The following is a 16,723-nucleotide window of genomic DNA, read 5'->3' as shown; positions in this document are numbered from 1 at the left end:
GGATTCTACTCGATGTTCTGAATCTGCTCGCGCATTTGCTCGATCAGTACCTTCAATTCCACCGCGCAGCGGGTGGTGTCGGCGACCACGGACTTGGACGACAGGGTGTTGGCCTCGCGGTTCAGCTCCTGCATCAGGAAGTCCAGGCGACGGCCGATGGGGCCTTTCTGCTTAAGCTGGCGGCCGACTTCGGTGACGTGGGTGTCGAGGCGGTCGAGCTCTTCGGCGACGTCGGCCTTCTGGGCCATCAGCACCACCTCGGCCTCGAGCCGGTGGGGGTCGAGTTCGACATTGAGGTTGGCGAGCTTCTCCTCGAGCTGGGTGCGCTGACGTTCGAGAATCTGCGGCATCCTTTCGCGTACCTCGGCCACCAGCTCATGGATGGCCGCCAGGCGCTCCTCGATCAGCGCCTTGAGCTGCTCGCCTTCCCGCGCACGGCCTTCCACCAGGTCATTCAGGGCCTGTTTGAACATCTGGTTGGCGGCTTGCTTGACCGCGTCCAGATCGAGGCCTCCGCCTTCGAGCACCCCAGGATGGCCGAGCATGGCCAGGGCGTCGGGCATGTGCACCTCGGGCAGGGTGGCGCGTACCTCGGCCAGTGCCGATGACAGGGCGGCGAGGCGCTCGTGGTTGACGCTCAGGCTGTCGCTCTTGTCGCTGGCATCGAAGCGCAGGGTGCACTCGATCTTGCCCCGGGCCAGGCGCTTGCGCAGGGCGTCGCGGAAGCCGGGTTCCAGGTCACGCAGGGCCTCGGGCAGACGGAAGTGCGGCTCCAGGTAGCGCTGGTTCACGCTGCGCAGCTCGAGCTGCAGGCTGCCCCACTCGGCCTCGAGGTCCTGGCGCGAAAAGGCGGTCATGCTGTGAACCATGGCGGGTCTCCTGGCGATTTCCTGGCGAATTCCTGGCGTCGGGCACGGTGGTGCCGCAGGGCCGTCGAGGGTGGGCTCGACACCGGTGAGCGCAGTGTACCCGATTCATCGGCCAAGGCGTGTAGAATGGGCGGCCTTCGTTTTCCATTCCATGATCGACGTCGTCCCCTTCGCTGCGCCAGGTGATGCCGCGGCAAGAGGCGTGTCGACCAAGAGAGGTGCCATGTCCACGGACATCCGTCGTCCCAGCGGACGCGCTTTTGACCAGACCCGCGAGATTCGTCTCACCCGTGACTACACCCGCCACGCCGAAGGCTCGGTGCTGGTCGAGTTCGGTGACACCAAGGTGCTGTGCAACGCCAGCGTCGAGGCCGGCGTGCCGCGCTGGTTGCGGGGCAAGAAGCAGGGCTGGGTCACCGCCGAGTACGGCATGCTGCCGAGGGCGACCCACTCGCGCAGCGGGCGCGAGGCGTCACGCGGCAAGCAGGGCGGCCGCACCCTGGAGATCCAGCGTCTGATCGGGCGTTCGCTGCGTGCGGCGGTGAACCTGAAGAAGCTTGGCGAGTTCACCATCACCGTGGACTGCGACGTGATCCAGGCCGATGGTGGCACGCGTACGGCTTCGATTACCGGGGGCTGTGTGGCGCTGATCGACGCCATCCGCTACCTGCAGCGCGAGAAGCTGATCAAGACCGACCCCTTTTCGCAGCTGGTAAGCTCAGTGTCGGTGGGGCTCTATCGCGGTCAGCCGGTGGTGGATCTCGACTACCCGGAAGACTCCAGCGCCGATACCGACATGAACGTGGTGCTGAGCGAATCCGGCGAGCTGATCGAGGTCCAGGGCACCGCGGAGTCCGGCACCTTCACCCGTGGTCAACTCAACGCCATGCTGGATCTGGCCGAAAAGGCCGGGAACGAGCTGTTCGAGCACCAGCGTGAGGCGCTCGGCAATCGCGCTTGAGCGGTCGCCGTGACGAGATGAGTCGCATGAACGAAGGCGCCGGCCCCCTGAGGGGCCGGCGCTTTCGTGTCCGGCCCCGGACCCGGGCCAGACGGCGACGAAGGGAGGCTTACAGTTGCAGGTCGTACTCGACGATCAGCGGCGCGAACTCCGAGAAGGTGGCGTCGTAGTCGATCCAGGCGTCGGTGATATGGCGACGGAAGTTCGGCCCGACGATCTGGTAGTCCAGGCGCCAGCCCTCCTGACGGGAGCGCGGCTGATCCTGGTCCAGCGCCGGCCACCAGGTGTACTCGTCACCGTCGCGGTTGATCTCGCGGAAGGTGTCGATGAAGCCGGTGGGACCGAACACCTGGTCCATCCAGGCGCGCTCTTCGGCCTTGAAGCCGGGCGTCGTCTGGTTGTCGGCCCAGTTGGCCAGATCGATGGTCTTGTGGGCGATGTGCCAGGTGCCGCAGATGATGTACTCGCGGCGCTTGCGAGCCATCTTCGACAGGTACTCCTGGTACTGGGCCATGAACGCCTGCTTGGCGTCAGGATCGCTGCCGTCGGGCATCAGGAAGCTGGCGATCGAGAAGCGATCGTAGTCGGCCTGCAGAAAGCGTCCTTCATGGTCGCACTGGGGGAAGCCCAGGCCGTACATGATGGCCTTGGGGATCTTGCGGCAGTAGAGGCCGACCCCTGAGAAACCGTCCTGTTCGGCGTCGAGGAAGTAACCCTCGTAGCCCTCAGGATAAAGAATGCTGTCGTCCAGCTCGAAGCTTTTGGCCTTGATGTTCTGGACGCAGACAACGTCGGCGTCCTGGTTGGCGAGCCAGTCGAGAAAGCCTCGACCGACGGCCTCGCGGATGCCGTTTACATTGATGGTGGCGATTTTCATACGTGGTCCCTTTTGCGTCGCGCGTGTATGATACCCGACGTTTCGACGTTTGGGTAAATGGCCGGTCGAGAAAAACGTGATAAGGCCAGGCAATTGGACAGGAGGCCTCGTGGCTGACATGGCACCTCAACCGCCAGGCGCGGCGCGCCTTCATCCCTACCAGCGGGAGTTCATCGAGTTCGCCATCGGCGAGGGCGTGCTCAGTTTCGGTGAGTTCACCCTGAAGTCGGGGCGGGTGAGCCCGTACTTCTTCAACGCCGGCCTGTTCAAGACCGGCCGCGCCCTGGCGCGCCTCGGGCGCTTCTACGCCAAGGCCATCGAGCAAAGCGGGATCGAGGCCGACGTGCTGTTCGGTCCGGCCTACAAGGGCATTTCGCTGGCGGCGACCACCGCCGTGGCGCTGGCTGACCATCATGACCGTGATCTGCCCTTTGCGTTCAATCGCAAGGAGGCCAAGGACCACGGCGAAGGCGGCAACATCGTCGGAGCCGCACTCGACGGTCGCATCATGATCATCGATGACGTGATCACCGCCGGTACGGCGATCCGTGAGGTGATGGGGTTGATCGACGGCGCCGGCGCCCAGGCCGCCGGGGTGGTGGTGGCGCTGGATCGCCAGGAGCGCGCCAGCGACGACACCGACAAGAGCGCCATCCAGCAGGTGCAGGCCGAGTTCGGCATCCCGGTGGTCAGCATCGTCGGCCTCGACCAGGTGCTGGCCTACCTCGAACAGAGCGGGGGAGATACCCTCAAACCCCACGCCGAGGCCATCCGCGCCTACCGCGAACGCTACGGCGTCAGCGCCTGAGTCGCTATAGCTTCCTTGCGCCGAGGTCTTCCTCCCAGGAGGGCCTCGGTGATCTCCCTGCCTCACATCGTCCTCCGCCGCGATCCTGGTGATGTCCAATGCTCGACGTGGTGCTCTATCAACCCGAGATTCCGCCGAACACCGGCAATCTGATACGCCTGTGCGCCAATACCGGATTTCGCCTGCACCTTATTGAGCCGTTAGGCTTTACCCTAGACGATAAGCGCCTCAGGCGCGCGGGGCTGGACTACCATGAGTGGGCGCGGGTCCGGGTACACGCCGACTGGCAGACGTTCATCGACGAGGTTTCGCCTTCTCGGGTCTTCGCCGTCTCGACCCGCGGGCGGCGTGGTTACCACGAGCCCGACTATCGTTCTGGCGACGCCCTGGTGTTCGGCCCCGAGACCCGTGGCCTGCCCCAGGCGATGCTCGATTCACTGCCGCCTGCGCAGCGCCTGCGCATCCCGATGCTGCCGGACAGCCGCAGCCTGAACCTGTCCAACGCCTGTGCGGTGCTGGTGTTCGAGGCCTGGCGACAACTCGATTTCGACGGCGCGGCGCGACTCGATGTCCAGCCCGGCGCCCAGGACGACGCATGAATGCACCTGTGAAGACGATCCGTGAACGCATCCGTGGCCTCAACCCGCGTCAGCGCGAGGCCGTGCACTTCATCGACGGTCCCTGCCTGGTGCTGGCCGGGGCCGGCTCCGGCAAGACCAGCGTGATCACCACCAAGATCGCCTACCTGATCCAGGAGTGCGGCATGAGCGCCCGGCGCATCGCCGCGGTGACCTTTACCAACAAGGCCGCCCGCGAGATGAAGGAGCGGGTCAGCTCGATGCTGCAGGGGCGTGAAGGCCACGGCCTGACGGTGTCGACCTTCCACACGCTTGGCCTCAACATCATTCGCGGCGAGCTCAAGGCGCTGGGCTACAAGCCGGGTTTTTCGCTGTTCGATCCGGAAGATGCCAAGGCGCTGCTGCGCGACCTGATGAACAAGGACGCCCAGGTCGACGCCGATCAGATCAATCAGGTCCAGGGAGTGATCTCCAACTGGAAGAACGACCTGATCCTGCCCGGCCAGGCGCTGTCCCACGCCGCCACCGAAGACGAGCAGTACGCCGCCCGGGTCTACGAGGCCTACGTTCGCCACCTCAAGGCCTACAACGCGGTGGACTTCGATGACCTGATCCTGCTGCCGGTGGTGTTGCTGCGCGACGACCCCGAGGCGCTGGCTCGCTGGCGGCGCAAGATCCACTACATGCTGGTGGACGAGTATCAGGACACCAACGTCAGCCAGTACATGCTGGTGCGCATGCTGATGGCCGAGCGCCAGACCTTTACCGTGGTCGGCGACGATGACCAGTCGATCTACGCCTGGCGTGGTGCCCGGCCGGAGAACCTGGTGACCCTGGGCGAGGACTTTCCGCGGCTCAAGGTGATCAAGCTGGAGCAGAACTACCGCTCCACCGGCACCATCCTGCGCGCCGCCAACACCCTGATCGCCAACAACCCCCACGTCTACGACAAGACCCTGTGGTCGGACATGGGCCAGGGCGATCCGATCCGGGTGGTGGTCACGCGCCACGAGGAGGCCGAGACCGAGCGGGTCGCCAGCGAGATCCTGACTCGCCGGATCAAGGAGCGCGCCGAATGGCGCGACTTCGCGGTGCTCTACCGCGGCAACTTCCAGGCGCGCCTGCTGGAATTGAAGCTGCAGCACTACCAGATTCCCTACAAGCTGTCCGGCGGCACCTCGTTCTTCTCCCGGGGCGAGATCAAGGACGCCATGGCCTACCTGCGGCTGTTGATCAATCCGGCCGACGACAACGCCTTCCTGCGTATCGTCAACGTGCCGCGTCGCGAGATCGGCCCGACCACCCTGGAGAAGCTCGCCAACTACGCCACCGAGCGCGGCGTCTCGTTGTTCGCCGCCTGTCACGAGCTGGGGCTGGCCGAGCAGCTGCCGGCCCGCGCGGTGGAGCGCCTGACGCGGTTCACCCACTTTATCGATGGCGTGCGCCGACGCATGGATCAGGGTGATGCCATCGCCGCGATCCGCGAGATGATGCGCGAGATGGACTACGAGGCCTGGCTCTACCAGAACGCCAGCGCCCCCACCATCGCCGAGCGGCGCATGGCCAACGTGTGGATCTTGATCGACCAGCTCGAGAAGTCGATGCAGGCCGATCCGGAAGAGAACACCGCCAGCACCGATACCGAAACCGACGACGTGGAATCGGCGATCTCGCGTCTGGTATTGCGCGATATCCTCGAGCAACAGGCGGAAGAAGATGACTCGGATCGTGTGCAATTGCTGACCATGCACGCCTCCAAGGGCCTCGAGTTCCCCCACGTCTACCTGATGGGTCTCGAGGAAGAGCTGTTGCCTCACCGCAACTCCATCGAGGCCGGCACCGTGGAGGAAGAGCGCCGCCTGGCCTACGTCGGCATCACCCGTGCCCGGCGCACCCTGACCATGACGCTGGCGCGCCAGCGCAAGGCCTACGGAGAGCTGATGGACTGCGCCCCGAGCCGCTTCCTCGACGAGTTGCCGCCGGATGATCTGGAGTGGGAAGGACGCGCCGACCGGGAGGACCCCGAGCGCAAGCAGGAGCGGGGCAAGAGCGCCATCGCCGGGCTGCGCTCGCTGCTGGACTGAATCCATCCACAGCCGCTGGCTCGCCATGGGCTGTGGATAAGCCCGATGGCATCAAGGCTTGGCACGACCCGAGTGCAGGACCAGGCCTCGCCAGCAGACCAACGCAAACGGGGCGCCCATGGGCGCCCCGCTGCTATATCGCGTGAGTCGATTTACTGGGTCATGTAAATGACGGCCGCCTTGATCTCGTCATCGGACAGACTCGGGTTGCCACCCTTGGGCGGCATCGCGTTGAAGCCGTTGATGGCGTGGTCATAGAGGGTGTCCATGCCCTTGGCCAGGCGCGGCTCCCAGGCGGCGGCGTCACCGCGAACCGGGGCGCCGGCGACACCGGCTTCATGGCACGCCATGCAGATGCCGCCGTATACCGCTTCACCATCGATGGCCGCCACCGCCGGGTCGACCTCGGCAGAGCCGGCATCGGCCGCAGCGGCGTCGTCGCCACCTGCTTCGTCGCCAGCCGCAACGGTGGCGGCAGCGTCCTCACCTGCTGCTGCTTCACCGGCAGCGGCGCTGTCATCCGATGCTGTCTCTTCGGCAGGGGCCGCCTCGCTGGCGCCTGCGTCGCTTGACGGCACTTCCATCACCGGCTCGACCAGGTAGGCCACCGCCGCATGGACTTCTTCATCGGACAGGTTCGGGTTGCCGCCACGGGCCGGCATCGCATTGAAGCCGTTAAGAGCGTGATCCAGCAGGGTGTCGAAGCCCTTGGTGGTGCGTTCGGCCCAGGCCGCTTCGTCGCCGCGCTTGGGTGCGCCGGCGACGCCGGTATCGTGGCAGGCCATGCAGATGCCGCCGTAGACGGCTTCGCCATCGACGCCACCGCCCGACGCTGCGGCGTCACCGCCGCCTGACGCGGCGGCCATGGCGCTGCCACATTCCTGGCCTTCGAGGCACACAGAACCTACCGGGGCCAGGCGCTCGGCCATGGCGTCACGCTCGGCATCGTCCTGTGCCATCGCCTGGCCGGAGCCCAGGCCCAGGGTGATCAGACACCCCATGATCAGCTTGCTGGATTTCACTCTCACCACCTCTGTAACGGTCGCTTGATGGAAGTTATTGTTGGTGGCGCCGAGCACGGCCATCGTCCCTATCGCCGGGCGTCACGCTGTGCCGGCAGTATAGCGAGATCGCTCGAGACGGGAAAATGTCGCCCGTCGCCGGGAAGGTGGCGCCACGGGCCTCGGGCACGGCCTTGGGTGGACACCAGCGGGTGCGCAAGGTAGGATATGGCTCGCCGCGTGACAGGTTCAGGCGGCACCGCGCGCCCTTAGCTCAGCTGGATAGAGCGTTGCCCTCCGGAGGCAAAGGTCAAAGGTTCGAATCCTTTAGGGCGCGCCATAGAATTCAAGGGCTTACGACACTGTCGTAGGCCCTTTTTCATGTCTGGATGGTAGGTCGGCAGGGGGGCATCGAGCGTTCGAATCGGGCCATTCACTGCCGTTGAATTTGCCCATTGCTGCACGAGCACATGCTTGAAAGTGCACGGTTTTCTGCCGAAGTTCGCCCTTGAGGCGAAAGCGTCTTTGCTGATCTGGATCAAGTCGGCCTTTGTTGCCGAGCGCCGTAGGCCAGGAGCGAGCGGCAGCTTCGCCCCTGGCGTGAACGTTACGCTTCTCTGGCGTGGACGTTGCTCTTCTCTGGCGTGGACGTTACCGGGCGCTCGCTGGACGCTTACTCGACCGGGCCGCTATCCAGCTCGCTGAACACGACCTGGGCGTAGTCGCCGTGTTGCTGGTCCGTCTCCCACACCCCGGTACCCAGGCAGGCGCCAGATTCCGGCTTGGTGTTGCACTGGTTATAGGACCCCGCCTTGAAGTACATCCAGTCACCGGCGTATCCCTGCGGATGATCGGCCTCGTCGACCTCACCGTCGGGACCGACGTTGTCGGCCAGGTTCTGCTCGAAGGTGCGGGTGGGGTGGCCGTCTGACGCGAAGGTCAGGTGCATGACGTCGTCCTTGACCTCGACCCGATAGCGGAAGCTCTCGCCCAGGGCGATGCCCGCCTCGCCCGGATCCTCGCTGCCGCTCCAGTCGTTGCCCCACACCGCGTGGCTGATATCGATGCGCTCGGGGTCATCCTTCTCGAGGTTGCGTTCGTAGTTCCAGAACACCGAGCCGGTCTCGTGGTCGGGAAACTTCTTGTAGTAGATCTTCAGCGGTTCGTTGCCGTGGCCGAAGCCATTGTCCTGGGCCAGCACCGCTTCGTCCTTGCCGGCGTGGATCTGGCCGATGACCACCGAGTAGGCCGCTGCCCGGTCGGGCTTGTCGGTGCGCTCGGCGACGTGATCGACCCGCAGCGTGGCATCGAGGTAGCCGCCGATCTGGGCGTAGTGGTCAGCCTCGGGGTGGGAGGCGAGGGCAAAGTTCTGCTCAGGTGCCTTGGGGCCGAAGGCGTCGTCGGCGCCGGCCAGCATCTGGCGCAGTTCCGTGCGCGCATTGCTGGAATTGGGGGTGGTGAAGGCGCTGTTGGGGGTCACGAAGACCAGATGATTGTTGTCGTTCAGATAGTAGTAGTCCGGATGTTGATAGGACTGAAGCTCGCCGACCGATATCTCGTCGACGTCGTCGTCGCCGTCAGCGTCCATGGGCAGGGTCAACTTCCAGGTCGTCAGGTCGAAGACCTGGGCCGGTGGCGTACCCTCGGCGGCGGCCATGGAGGATACACCGAAGGAGGAGACCGCCAGGGCCGACAGCGCGACGATCAGGGGCTTGCGAAGGGGGTGTCGAAGGGACTGGTAAAGGGGCTGGCAAAGTGAATGGCGATGGGAGAGAAAACGGCTGAGATGGTCGTGTTCGAGCACGGCGTTGTTCCTTGTTGTGCTGGGGTGGCATCAGCAAGGCTAGAATTGCGTTTCAATATTGTCAAAGATGATTCATTAAAAATAAAACGAGGTTTTGTTTGAATGGGTTCCATGCCTGATAAAAAAGCCGCCCGGAAGGGCGGCAAGGCGGGGAACCTGTAGGGCCTATGCGTGGCAGTCGACAAGGGTGGCCTGGGGTGAGCCGATAAGCGGCCCGTCTTCTGACGTGGCGTGAAGGGCCGTTGGCACATCGACCTTGAAGCGGCCCACCAGCGAGGCCATGTCGCGAGCCCGCTTGTCGAGGGACTCGCTGGCGGTGGCAACGCGTTCGACCAGGCCGGTGTTGCGCTGGGTGACGTCCTCGAGTTGCGCCAGTGCCTGAGTGATCTGTTCGATACCCAGCGACTGCTCGGTCGCCGCGGTGGAAATCTCCGACACCAGGGTCGCCGTCTGCTGGGCATGCTCGGAGATGGTGACCAGCGCCTCGCTGGTGGAGGTCACCAGTCGCTCACCCTTGTCGACCCGCTGCGTACTGGTGGTGATCAACCGGCGGATCAGGGTGGCTTCCTCTGCGCAGCGGCTGGCGAGTTTCTGCACCTCCGAGGCCACCACCGAAAACCCTCGACCCTGGTCGCCGGCGCGTGCAGCCTCCACCGAAGCGTTCAGGGCCAGAATATTGGTCTGGAAGGCGATGTCGTCGATGGCCTCGACGATCCTGGTGACTTCCTGGTTGGCGTCGCGAATCTGTTCCATGGCCGTACGGGTCTGGGCGGCGGTCTGGCTCAGGTCGTTGGCGCGGCAGGCGACTTCACGGGTCATTTCCTGCGCCTGGCGAGCGGAATCAGAGGTCTGCTTCACGGTGGCGGTGATCTGCTCCATGCTGGAAGCGGTCTGGATCAGTGAGGCCGCCTGCTGTTCCGTTCTGCTCGCCAGGTCCTGGTTGCCCCGGGTGATTTCTCCACTGACCGCCTCGACGGCGCTGGCGCTTTTCTTGAGGTTGACCACCAGGCTGGCAATATTGCTCAGCGAGTCGTTGAAGGCGCGGTAAAGCTGCGACAGCTCGTCCTTGCCGGGGACCGCCAGTCGCTTGGTCAGGTCATCCTTCTGCTCGCGGATATCTGCCAGGGCAGCCTTGAGGGGGCGAACCACGCTGCGGGCGGTGATGATCGAAAAGGCAAGGGTGACGAGCAGGACGGCAAGCATGACCAGGGCGTGCTTGAGCAGGTAGCTGAAGGACGCTTTCTGCAAGTCGCCAATACGTGCCAGAAGGTACTGCTCTGCCGACCGGGAGATCTGCTGAATGCCATCGATATACTCGGTCTGGGCCTCGAACCACTCCTGGTGATCGATACCGAAGCCGCCGCTTGAGGCCTTTTCGAGGACCACGCTGCGCATGGCATTCAAACGCTCGCCAAGTGCGCTGTCGGTCAGCGTCTTGAGCTCCTCCTGAACCCTCGGTGATGAAAGCTCGAAGAAGTTCTTCTTGTGCACATCGGACTTCACGATCAACGAAAGCAGCTTCCTGAACATTGCTGGCGATATCGCGTCGGCGCTGAAAGATGCCGCCAGTACCGCCCGTTCTATGCCGGCCAGCTCCTTGATGTTCAAAAGGTCATAGTAGGCCGTCAGCTGACGGGCGACTTCTCCCTGATCGACGCCAAAGGTCAGCTTGGCGACGATATCGATCAGCGCCTCGTTGATGTTGGTATAAGCGTCCGTCGATGCTTCGGCAGATATGTCGAGACCATCGACCTTGCGCCGTAGGTCATCCTTCTCCTCAAGCAGACGCTTTGCCAGATCGACCTGTGCTTCGATTCGAGGGTCGTGGTGGGAAAAATCGATGTCAGCGATGTAGCGGTCAAATGATTCGGCCTGGGTATTGGTCGCCTCACGTTGCACCGGTAGCTCTGTATGATAGTTGCGGCCCTGACTGCTGAGAAAGGCGGCCGTCATCCCCCGTTCGCGCTGAAGTTCGTGCACCAGATTGGCCGAATGTCGCCCGAGGATCGCCACCTCTTGAAGATTGTCCATCCGGGTGACGACCGCCTGACGTTCCAGCACCGTGGAGAGCGTCATCCACAGGATGGAAAGCAGCGGCAAGAAAAGCACCAGGAAGAACTTTCTTCCCATGGTCAGGCGATCAAGGAGTGATGTCATTGGCAGAGGGCTCATGCTGGGAGGGGCCAACCGGCAGTCATGGCATGAGCGAAGTCATTTCCTGGCTTGCTCATCGCTCAGACTGCCTCCGATTAGCAGCGATGCCAGGGTTATCGACCCATGAAAGCGTCAAGTTGAGAGGAATATGCTAAAGCGCTTCGCACCAGTGATCTGGGTCATGAGAGCAGCGGGTTCTCGGCCCTGATGCTCAGGTTTGACCCAGATATTCACTGGATGACGGAGGTTTCACGAGAATGGCCGCCCCGGAGGGCGGCCTGTCTTTTTACCCGAACCTCAGAGCTCTAGTCCTGAAGGCGAGTCGGGGGATGTTTTCGGTCAAGCAGGGTGGTCAGGGAGGGATGCGTTCGGATGGCGGGCATGGGCGCGATGGCTACGGCCGACGAGGGTCACGCCGATATACAGAGCCGACGACACCACGCAGCCGGTCAGCGGACCGATCAACCAGCCCACATCGGCGAACAGCATCATGTAGCCGCTGGTGAAGAAGCCGCCGAGCATGGCCGCCAGCGCCCCCCAGGCCGAGCCCTGCCAGAAGGTCGAGATGAACACCGGGCCGATCAGGCTGGCGAGCAGGGTGCCGGTGCCGAGGATGCCGAGCCAGGACAGCATGAAAGGCGGTGCGTAGAGCATCATCAGCAGCGCCAGCACGCCGAGCACCAGTACCGCGGCCCGGTTCAGGCCCAGGACGCGCCGTGCCGAAGGCTGGCGTTCGGCAAAGATCGCCAGGCGCAGGTCGTGGGAGACGCTGGAGGCCACGGTGTGCAAAAGGGAGTTGGCGGTGGACTTCATGGCGAAGATGATGAACAAGGTGATGACGCCCTGGATCGCCGGATGCATGAACTGCTCGAGATAGACCGGCATGGCGCTGTCGGGGTCCGCCAGTCCCGGCAGCTTGACCCTGACGTAGAGCCCGACCAGCGGAATCAGACTGAGCAGGCCGCCGAGCACCGCGACGTAGATACCGACCTTGTGCAGCTTTACCTCGGGCTTGAAGGCCAGGAAGCGGATCGCCATGAACGGCAGCACCGCCGCGAACAGAAAGGCGTAGGGCAGGACCAGGAAGACGTTGCCTCTGGAGGCGCCGTAGTGGGCCCCGTTGGTCGGGTTCAACAGCTCCGGGTCGATGGCGTTCAAGCCGCTTTCCCACTCGTTCACGTCAATGGTGGTCAGCATCTGGATGACGATGATGACCGCCGCCAGGGCCATGCCCCAGACCATGATGGTGTCGGTCCAGGCCACCGCGGCCAGCCCCCCGAGCATGGTGTAGAGGATGATCACCCCGACCATCAGCATGGCGCTCTGGTCGAGCTCGATGCCCAGCCAGCTGGCCCCCAGAAGCCCCACCGCCTTGATCTGACTGGTCAGGAAGACCAGTAGCAGCACCACGGTGATGATCGCCGATACCGCCTGCAGCACTCGCCCCATGGCGCCGCCGCCGTGGGACTGGCCGATGTACTCGGGGATGGTGTTGCTGCCCATCTCGATCGCCTTGCGCTGCATGAAGCGGGCGAAGTAGAGCACCGCGATGACCATCGCCGGTGCAAAGAAGAAGTTGCCCAGCACCTCGATGGCACCAAACTGGTAGGTGACCCCGGGCGAGCCCATGAAGCCCCAGCCGCTGAATCCGGTGGCGACGATGGTACCGGCACCGACGAAGGCCCCCAGCGAGCGCCCGGCGACCAGGAAGCCGGCGGCGTCATCCTTGTGCATGCGCCGCGAGGACAGGTAGCCCAGATAGAGCATCAGGCCGAAGGTCATCAGCAGAAGCGCCCAATTGAACAGGGTAAAGGAGTCCATGTGCGTCACCTCGGTTGGCGGGCCTTGAGTTCTCGACGCAGGTAGGCTGCACCGGTGTGAATCAGCATGTAGAGCGTTAGAATGGCAAAGGTGGTCAATACCCAGGAGTTCATGAGGAAGCCTCTATTGTTTGTTGTTGGACGTCGACAATCGGCAGTCGTCGAGAGGTAGCGTCGATTTCCATCGACAGATTCAAGGTATTTTCTTGCCGCTGATGCGACCAATAAGAACGACAAATCGATGCATGATCTATGCCAATGAGGCCCCAGGTTGAAGACGATACCGAGTGAGTTATTGCGTACTTTCGTGACCATCAATGAGCTGGGAGGCTTTACCGCGGCAGGAGAGCGCCTGGGGCGTTCCCAGCCCGCCATCAGCCTGCAGATGAAGAAGCTCGAGGAGATGCTGGGTACTCGCCTGTTTCTGCGCGGAAGTCAGCTGGAAATGACCCAGGATGGTGACTATCTCTACCAGGAAGCCAGGGCCATGCTGGCGATCAATGACCGGCTGGTGGAGAAGCTTTGCGGAGGGGGCGTCAGTGGCAAGGTAAGGCTAGGTATTCCCAACGATTTCGAGCTGGCATTTGTGCCGCGAGTGCTGAGGAATCTGGCGCGGGTCTACCCCAATATCGAGGTCGAGGTCGACTGTGAGATCAGCAGGGTCATACTCCAGCGTTTTCACAGGCACCACTACGATATCGCCCTGGTGATGGAGCCGGAAAGGGTCGACGATGATCGCGATGCTCGGGATATCCGGGTAGATGACCTGGTCTGGGTGGTCGGCGACACGGCATTGCTGGAGGGTGAAGCGCCGCTGCCTCTGGTCACCTATCCCCTAGGGTGCCTGTACCGCTCTGCGGCGGAAGCGGCGTTGAGGGCCAGGGCGATGCCCTATCGGGTGAGCTACGCCAGTACCAGCCTGCTCGGTATCTTCACCGCGGTGGAGGAGGGCCTGGGCGTGACCGCCCTGGCGCGCAGCGTCAGCCCCGACCACTTGCACTGCGTGGATGGGGCGGATCGGCTGCCCGAGCTTGGGCGCGTCACCTTCGGCCTGCACTACCAGACCGGCGAGCTGTCCGTGGCGGCGCACCACGTGCTGGACTACCTCAGGGCCGGGCTCGCCGACATGGGGGGCGAGCGGCCCCCCATGTCACGTCCCGGCCGGTGATCGCCGGATCGGTTCAACCCACGATGTTATGCGCCGGCCCGTAGGGGAAGCCGGTGATATTGTCGGCTCCGTCTTCCTTGACCACCAAGATGTCGTGCTCGCGGTAGCCACCGGCGCCGGGCTGGCCTTCGGGAATCATCAGCATGGGCTCCATCGACACCACCATGTTGGGCTCCAGTACGGTGTCGATGTCCTCGCGCAGTTCAAGACCCGCCTCGCGGCCGTAGTAGTGGCTCAGGGTGCCGAAGGAGTGCCCGTAGCCAAAGGTGCGGTACTTGAGGACGTCGTGTCTGGCGAAGATCTCGTTGAGCTCGTGGGCGATGTCGCTGCAGCGGGCGCCGGGGCGAATCAGCTGCTGTCCGCGCTCATGGACCTCGCAGTTGATCTCCCACAGCCGCAGATGGGCATCGCTTGCGTGCTCGCAGAACAGAGTGCGCTCCAGCGCCGTGTAATAGCCCGAGATCATCGGGAAGGTGTTCAGGCTCAGGATGTCGCCGGGACGCACGCGACGGCTGGTGACCGGATTGTGGGCGCCGTCGGTGTTGATGCCGGACTGGAACCACACCCAGGTGTCCATCAGCTCGCTCTGCGGGTAGGTCTTGGCGATCTCGCGCACCATGGCGCTCTGGCCGGCCAGCGCCACTTCGTACTCGGGCACCCCGGCGGCGATGGCGTCGCGTACCGCGACACCGCCCACGTCGGCGATACGCGCGCCCTGACGGATCAGTGCGATCTCTTCGGCGGACTTGATCATGCGCATCTGCATGGTGGGTACGCCGATGTCGACCAGCTCCACCTCGCCAAGGGCGCTTTCCAGCTTGTCGCGGTTGGCCAGGGTCAGATGGTCGAACTCCACCCCGATGCGTCGTTTGCCTTCGCATAGCCGCATGATGGCCTTGAAGAAGTTGTCCTTCTGCCAGTCGGTGTAGACGATGTTGTCGCCCAGACGGTTGCGCCGATACGGTTGGCCGCCGTCGATGTTGGCGGTGACGGTAGTAAAGCCTTCCTGGGTCACCACCAGTCCATAGTCGCGGCCAAAGCGACAATAGACGAAGTCACTGAAGTAATTGATGTTGTGATAGGAGGTCAGGACCACGGCGTCGACCTGCTGCTCGGCCATGTGCTGGCGCAGACGGGCTAGGCGGCCCTGCATCTCGGCGTCGCTGAAGGTGGGGGTGACCTTTTCACCGTTGGGGATCTCGATCAGAGAGGGCAGTTGCATAGGGGCTCCTTGTAATTCTTGGCCGACAGGGCGGTGGTTCTCATCCTACGCTGGCGCCAGCCTCGACGCTGACCACCACGCTGGATTGACTATCGCCGTGGAGCCGTCAACGGCGCCAATCACAACCGCAAATGCCCCCATTTGCGCCAGAAAAATGGTTCTTGAACAGTGCGTTAAAGAAGTGTCTGCAAGCGCTTGTGGTTGCCGCCCGAGGCCTGTCGAAGGGCCACCCTGACCACTGTCCAATGGCTTTGCATAAATCAGGCTTATGCAAAGCATAAAATCTTGAAAATTGTCTAATACGCCTACCTGGCCGAGTCTCAAGTGACGCCTGTCTTGCCGTCAACAAAGCGGTGGCGGGCCCAGATCACAATCACAACGACTCAACGGGTACCCCCATGACCTCCAGGATGCTCCCCCTGCTGGCGCTTGGCGCCTTCGCCGGTCTTTCCACCTCGGCCCAGGCCCTCGACATCAAGCTCGGCCACGTGCTGGCCCCTACCCATAGCTGGCATATCGCCGCTGAAGGCTTCGCCGACGAAGTGCGCGAGGCCACCGAGGGTCGCGTCAACTTCCAGGTCTTCCCCAGCGGCCAGCTCGGCAACGAAAAGACCATGGTCGAAGGCATGCAGATCGGCAGCGTGCCCGCCGGGGTGATCGGCTGCGGCTCCTTCCAGCCGCTGGACGCCCGCTTCGGCATCGTCGAGCTGCCCTACTCCTGGGCGGACCGCCAGGACGCCTACGCCGCCTACGACGGTGAGCTGGGCGAGGCGCTGGAAGCCATCGCCTCCGACTACAACATGAAGATCCTGTCCTGGTGGGAGAACGGCTTCCGCCACGTCACCAACAACCAGGGCCCGGTCGAGACCCCCGAGGACCTGGCCGGTCTGAAGATCCGGGTAACCCCGGACAAGATGCGACTGGATACCTTCACCGCGCTTGGCGCAAGCCCGGCTCCGCTGTCCTTCGGCGAGCTCTACTCGGCGCTGCAGCAGGGGGTGTTTGACGCCCAGGAAAACCCGCTGTCGATCATCCATTCCTCGTCCTTCTTCGAGGTCCAGGACTACGTTTCGCTGACCGGACACGTATGGGCACCGGCCTGCCTGACCGTCGCCAACAACGTCTGGCAGCGCCTGTCCGAGGACGACCAGGCGGCGGTCCAGCAGCTGGCCGACGACTGGCGTGACGAACAGCGCCGGATGACCCAGGAGGACGACTCGCGCCTGGTGGCCGAGCTCGAGGCCGAAGGCATGAGCGTCAACGAGGTCGATACCGCGCCGTTCAATGCCGCCGTCCAGGGCGTCTGGGCCGACTACGAAGACGTCTTCGGCAGCGACCTGATGGCGCTGGTGAAGCGCTATCGCGAAGGGCAGTGAG

13 protein-coding genes and 1 tRNA gene are annotated in these 16,723 nt (G+C 63.6%); 7 read left to right on the top strand and 7 right to left on the bottom strand.

All coding sequences use genetic code 11. From position 1 onward, the window contains the following. Positions 1-5: 5 nt before the first annotated feature. A complete protein-coding gene (locus tag NFI08_RS04920) occupies positions 6-869 on the bottom strand; it encodes a YicC/YloC family endoribonuclease (protein WP_045992109.1) in 864 nt (287 codons plus the stop codon). Between the two features lie 223 nt (positions 870-1,092). Here NFI08_RS04920 and rph point away from each other — a divergent pair, with 223 nt between their 5' ends. Beyond that, complete coding sequence (gene rph, locus NFI08_RS04915; RefSeq protein WP_045992108.1) at positions 1,093-1,830, top strand: ribonuclease PH; 738 nt, start codon at positions 1,093-1,095, stop codon at positions 1,828-1,830. Between the two features lie 109 nt (positions 1,831-1,939). On the opposite strand, the gene NFI08_RS04910 is transcribed toward rph, so the two are convergent. Further along, the gene (locus tag NFI08_RS04910) at positions 1,940-2,707 is read right to left on the bottom strand and encodes an exodeoxyribonuclease III (protein WP_045992107.1); all 768 of its coding nucleotides are present in this window, start codon (positions 2,705-2,707) and stop codon (positions 1,940-1,942) included. A gap of 118 nt (positions 2,708-2,825) precedes the next feature. On the opposite strand from NFI08_RS04910, the gene pyrE reads away from it, so the two are divergent. The 3 genes from pyrE to rep all read left to right on the top strand — a co-directional run bounded on the left by pyrE (position 2,826) and on the right by rep (position 6,177). Continuing rightward, the gene (gene pyrE / locus NFI08_RS04905) at positions 2,826-3,515 is read left to right on the top strand and encodes an orotate phosphoribosyltransferase (RefSeq protein WP_045992106.1); all 690 of its coding nucleotides are present in this window, start codon (positions 2,826-2,828) and stop codon (positions 3,513-3,515) included. Between the two features lie 98 nt (positions 3,516-3,613). Continuing rightward, positions 3,614-4,114, top strand: coding sequence for a tRNA (uridine(34)/cytosine(34)/5-carboxymethylaminomethyluridine(34)-2'-O)-methyltransferase TrmL (gene trmL / locus NFI08_RS04900; RefSeq protein ID WP_349587682.1), 501 nt, complete (start codon positions 3,614-3,616; stop codon positions 4,112-4,114). Beyond that, on the top strand, positions 4,111-6,177 hold the full coding sequence (rep, locus tag NFI08_RS04895; protein WP_108132000.1) for a DNA helicase Rep: 2,067 nt from the start codon (positions 4,111-4,113) through the stop codon (positions 6,175-6,177). The genes trmL and rep overlap by 4 nt, the downstream gene beginning before the upstream one ends. A 152-nt stretch (positions 6,178-6,329) precedes the next feature. On the opposite strand, the gene NFI08_RS04890 is transcribed toward rep, so the two are convergent. Then, entirely contained in the window at positions 6,330-7,199 is an 870-nt protein-coding gene (locus NFI08_RS04890; protein ID WP_349587679.1) for a c-type cytochrome, read from the bottom strand. 242 nt (positions 7,200-7,441) lie between these two features. Here NFI08_RS04890 and NFI08_RS04885 point away from each other — a divergent pair. Then, positions 7,442-7,518: transfer RNA gene (locus tag NFI08_RS04885), tRNA-Arg, on the top strand. 333 nt (positions 7,519-7,851) lie between these two features. Here the strand turns inward: NFI08_RS04885 and NFI08_RS04880 are convergent. From NFI08_RS04880 to NFI08_RS04870, 3 genes are all read right to left on the bottom strand, one after another. Then, positions 7,852-8,982: a polysaccharide lyase family 7 protein gene (locus NFI08_RS04880; RefSeq protein ID WP_349587676.1), complete on the bottom strand. Its 1,131-nt coding sequence runs from the start codon at positions 8,980-8,982 to the stop codon at positions 7,852-7,854. A gap of 165 nt (positions 8,983-9,147) precedes the next feature. Next, positions 9,148-11,139: a methyl-accepting chemotaxis protein gene (locus NFI08_RS04875; RefSeq protein ID WP_349587674.1), complete on the bottom strand. Its 1,992-nt coding sequence runs from the start codon at positions 11,137-11,139 to the stop codon at positions 9,148-9,150. A gap of 336 nt (positions 11,140-11,475) precedes the next feature. Beyond that, a complete protein-coding gene (locus NFI08_RS04870; RefSeq protein WP_222568638.1) occupies positions 11,476-12,957 on the bottom strand; it encodes a sodium:solute symporter family protein in 1,482 nt (493 codons plus the stop codon). A gap of 270 nt (positions 12,958-13,227) precedes the next feature. Between NFI08_RS04870 and NFI08_RS04865 the strand changes: the two genes are divergently transcribed. Next, positions 13,228-14,124: a LysR family transcriptional regulator gene (locus tag NFI08_RS04865; RefSeq protein WP_222516290.1), complete on the top strand. Its 897-nt coding sequence runs from the start codon at positions 13,228-13,230 to the stop codon at positions 14,122-14,124. A gap of 13 nt (positions 14,125-14,137) precedes the next feature. Here NFI08_RS04865 and NFI08_RS04860 read toward each other — a convergent pair whose 3' ends face one another. Further along, entirely contained in the window at positions 14,138-15,346 is a 1,209-nt protein-coding gene (locus NFI08_RS04860; protein ID WP_045992100.1) for a M24 family metallopeptidase, read from the bottom strand. Positions 15,347-15,744: 398 nt separating this feature from the next. Here NFI08_RS04860 and NFI08_RS04855 point away from each other — a divergent pair, with 398 nt between their 5' ends. Continuing rightward, positions 15,745-16,722: a TRAP transporter substrate-binding protein gene (locus tag NFI08_RS04855; protein ID WP_108450094.1), complete on the top strand. Its 978-nt coding sequence runs from the start codon at positions 15,745-15,747 to the stop codon at positions 16,720-16,722. Position 16,723 lies beyond the last annotated feature (1 nt).

This window comes from Halomonas sp. EF61 (assembly GCF_040147045.1).
Classification (GTDB): domain Bacteria; phylum Pseudomonadota; class Gammaproteobacteria; order Pseudomonadales; family Halomonadaceae; genus Halomonas; species Halomonas litopenaei.
The sequence above is the reverse complement of the archived record's forward strand: the minus strand, read 5'-3'. Positions and strand labels throughout refer to the sequence as shown.

Bases quoted from the DNA above. Each gene is read 5' to 3' on its own strand.
- NFI08_RS04920 (WP_045992109.1), bottom strand. From the start codon at position 869: ATGGTTCACAGCATGACCGCCTTTTCGCGCCAGGACCTCGAGGCCGAG.
- rph (WP_045992108.1), top strand. From the start codon at position 1,093: ATGTCCACGGACATCCGTCGTCCCAGCGGACGCGCTTTTGACCAGACC.
- NFI08_RS04910 (WP_045992107.1), bottom strand. From the start codon at position 2,707: ATGAAAATCGCCACCATCAATGTAAACGGCATCCGCGAGGCCGTCGGT.
- pyrE (WP_045992106.1), top strand. From the start codon at position 2,826: ATGGCACCTCAACCGCCAGGCGCGGCGCGCCTTCATCCCTACCAGCGG.
- trmL (WP_349587682.1), top strand. From the start codon at position 3,614: ATGCTCGACGTGGTGCTCTATCAACCCGAGATTCCGCCGAACACCGGC.
- rep (WP_108132000.1), top strand. From the start codon at position 4,111: ATGAATGCACCTGTGAAGACGATCCGTGAACGCATCCGTGGCCTCAAC.
- NFI08_RS04875 (WP_349587674.1), bottom strand. From the start codon at position 11,139: ATGACATCACTCCTTGATCGCCTGACCATGGGAAGAAAGTTCTTCCTG.
- NFI08_RS04870 (WP_222568638.1), bottom strand. From the start codon at position 12,957: ATGGACTCCTTTACCCTGTTCAATTGGGCGCTTCTGCTGATGACCTTC.
- NFI08_RS04860 (WP_045992100.1), bottom strand. From the start codon at position 15,346: ATGCAACTGCCCTCTCTGATCGAGATCCCCAACGGTGAAAAGGTCACC.
- NFI08_RS04855 (WP_108450094.1), top strand. From the start codon at position 15,745: ATGACCTCCAGGATGCTCCCCCTGCTGGCGCTTGGCGCCTTCGCCGGT.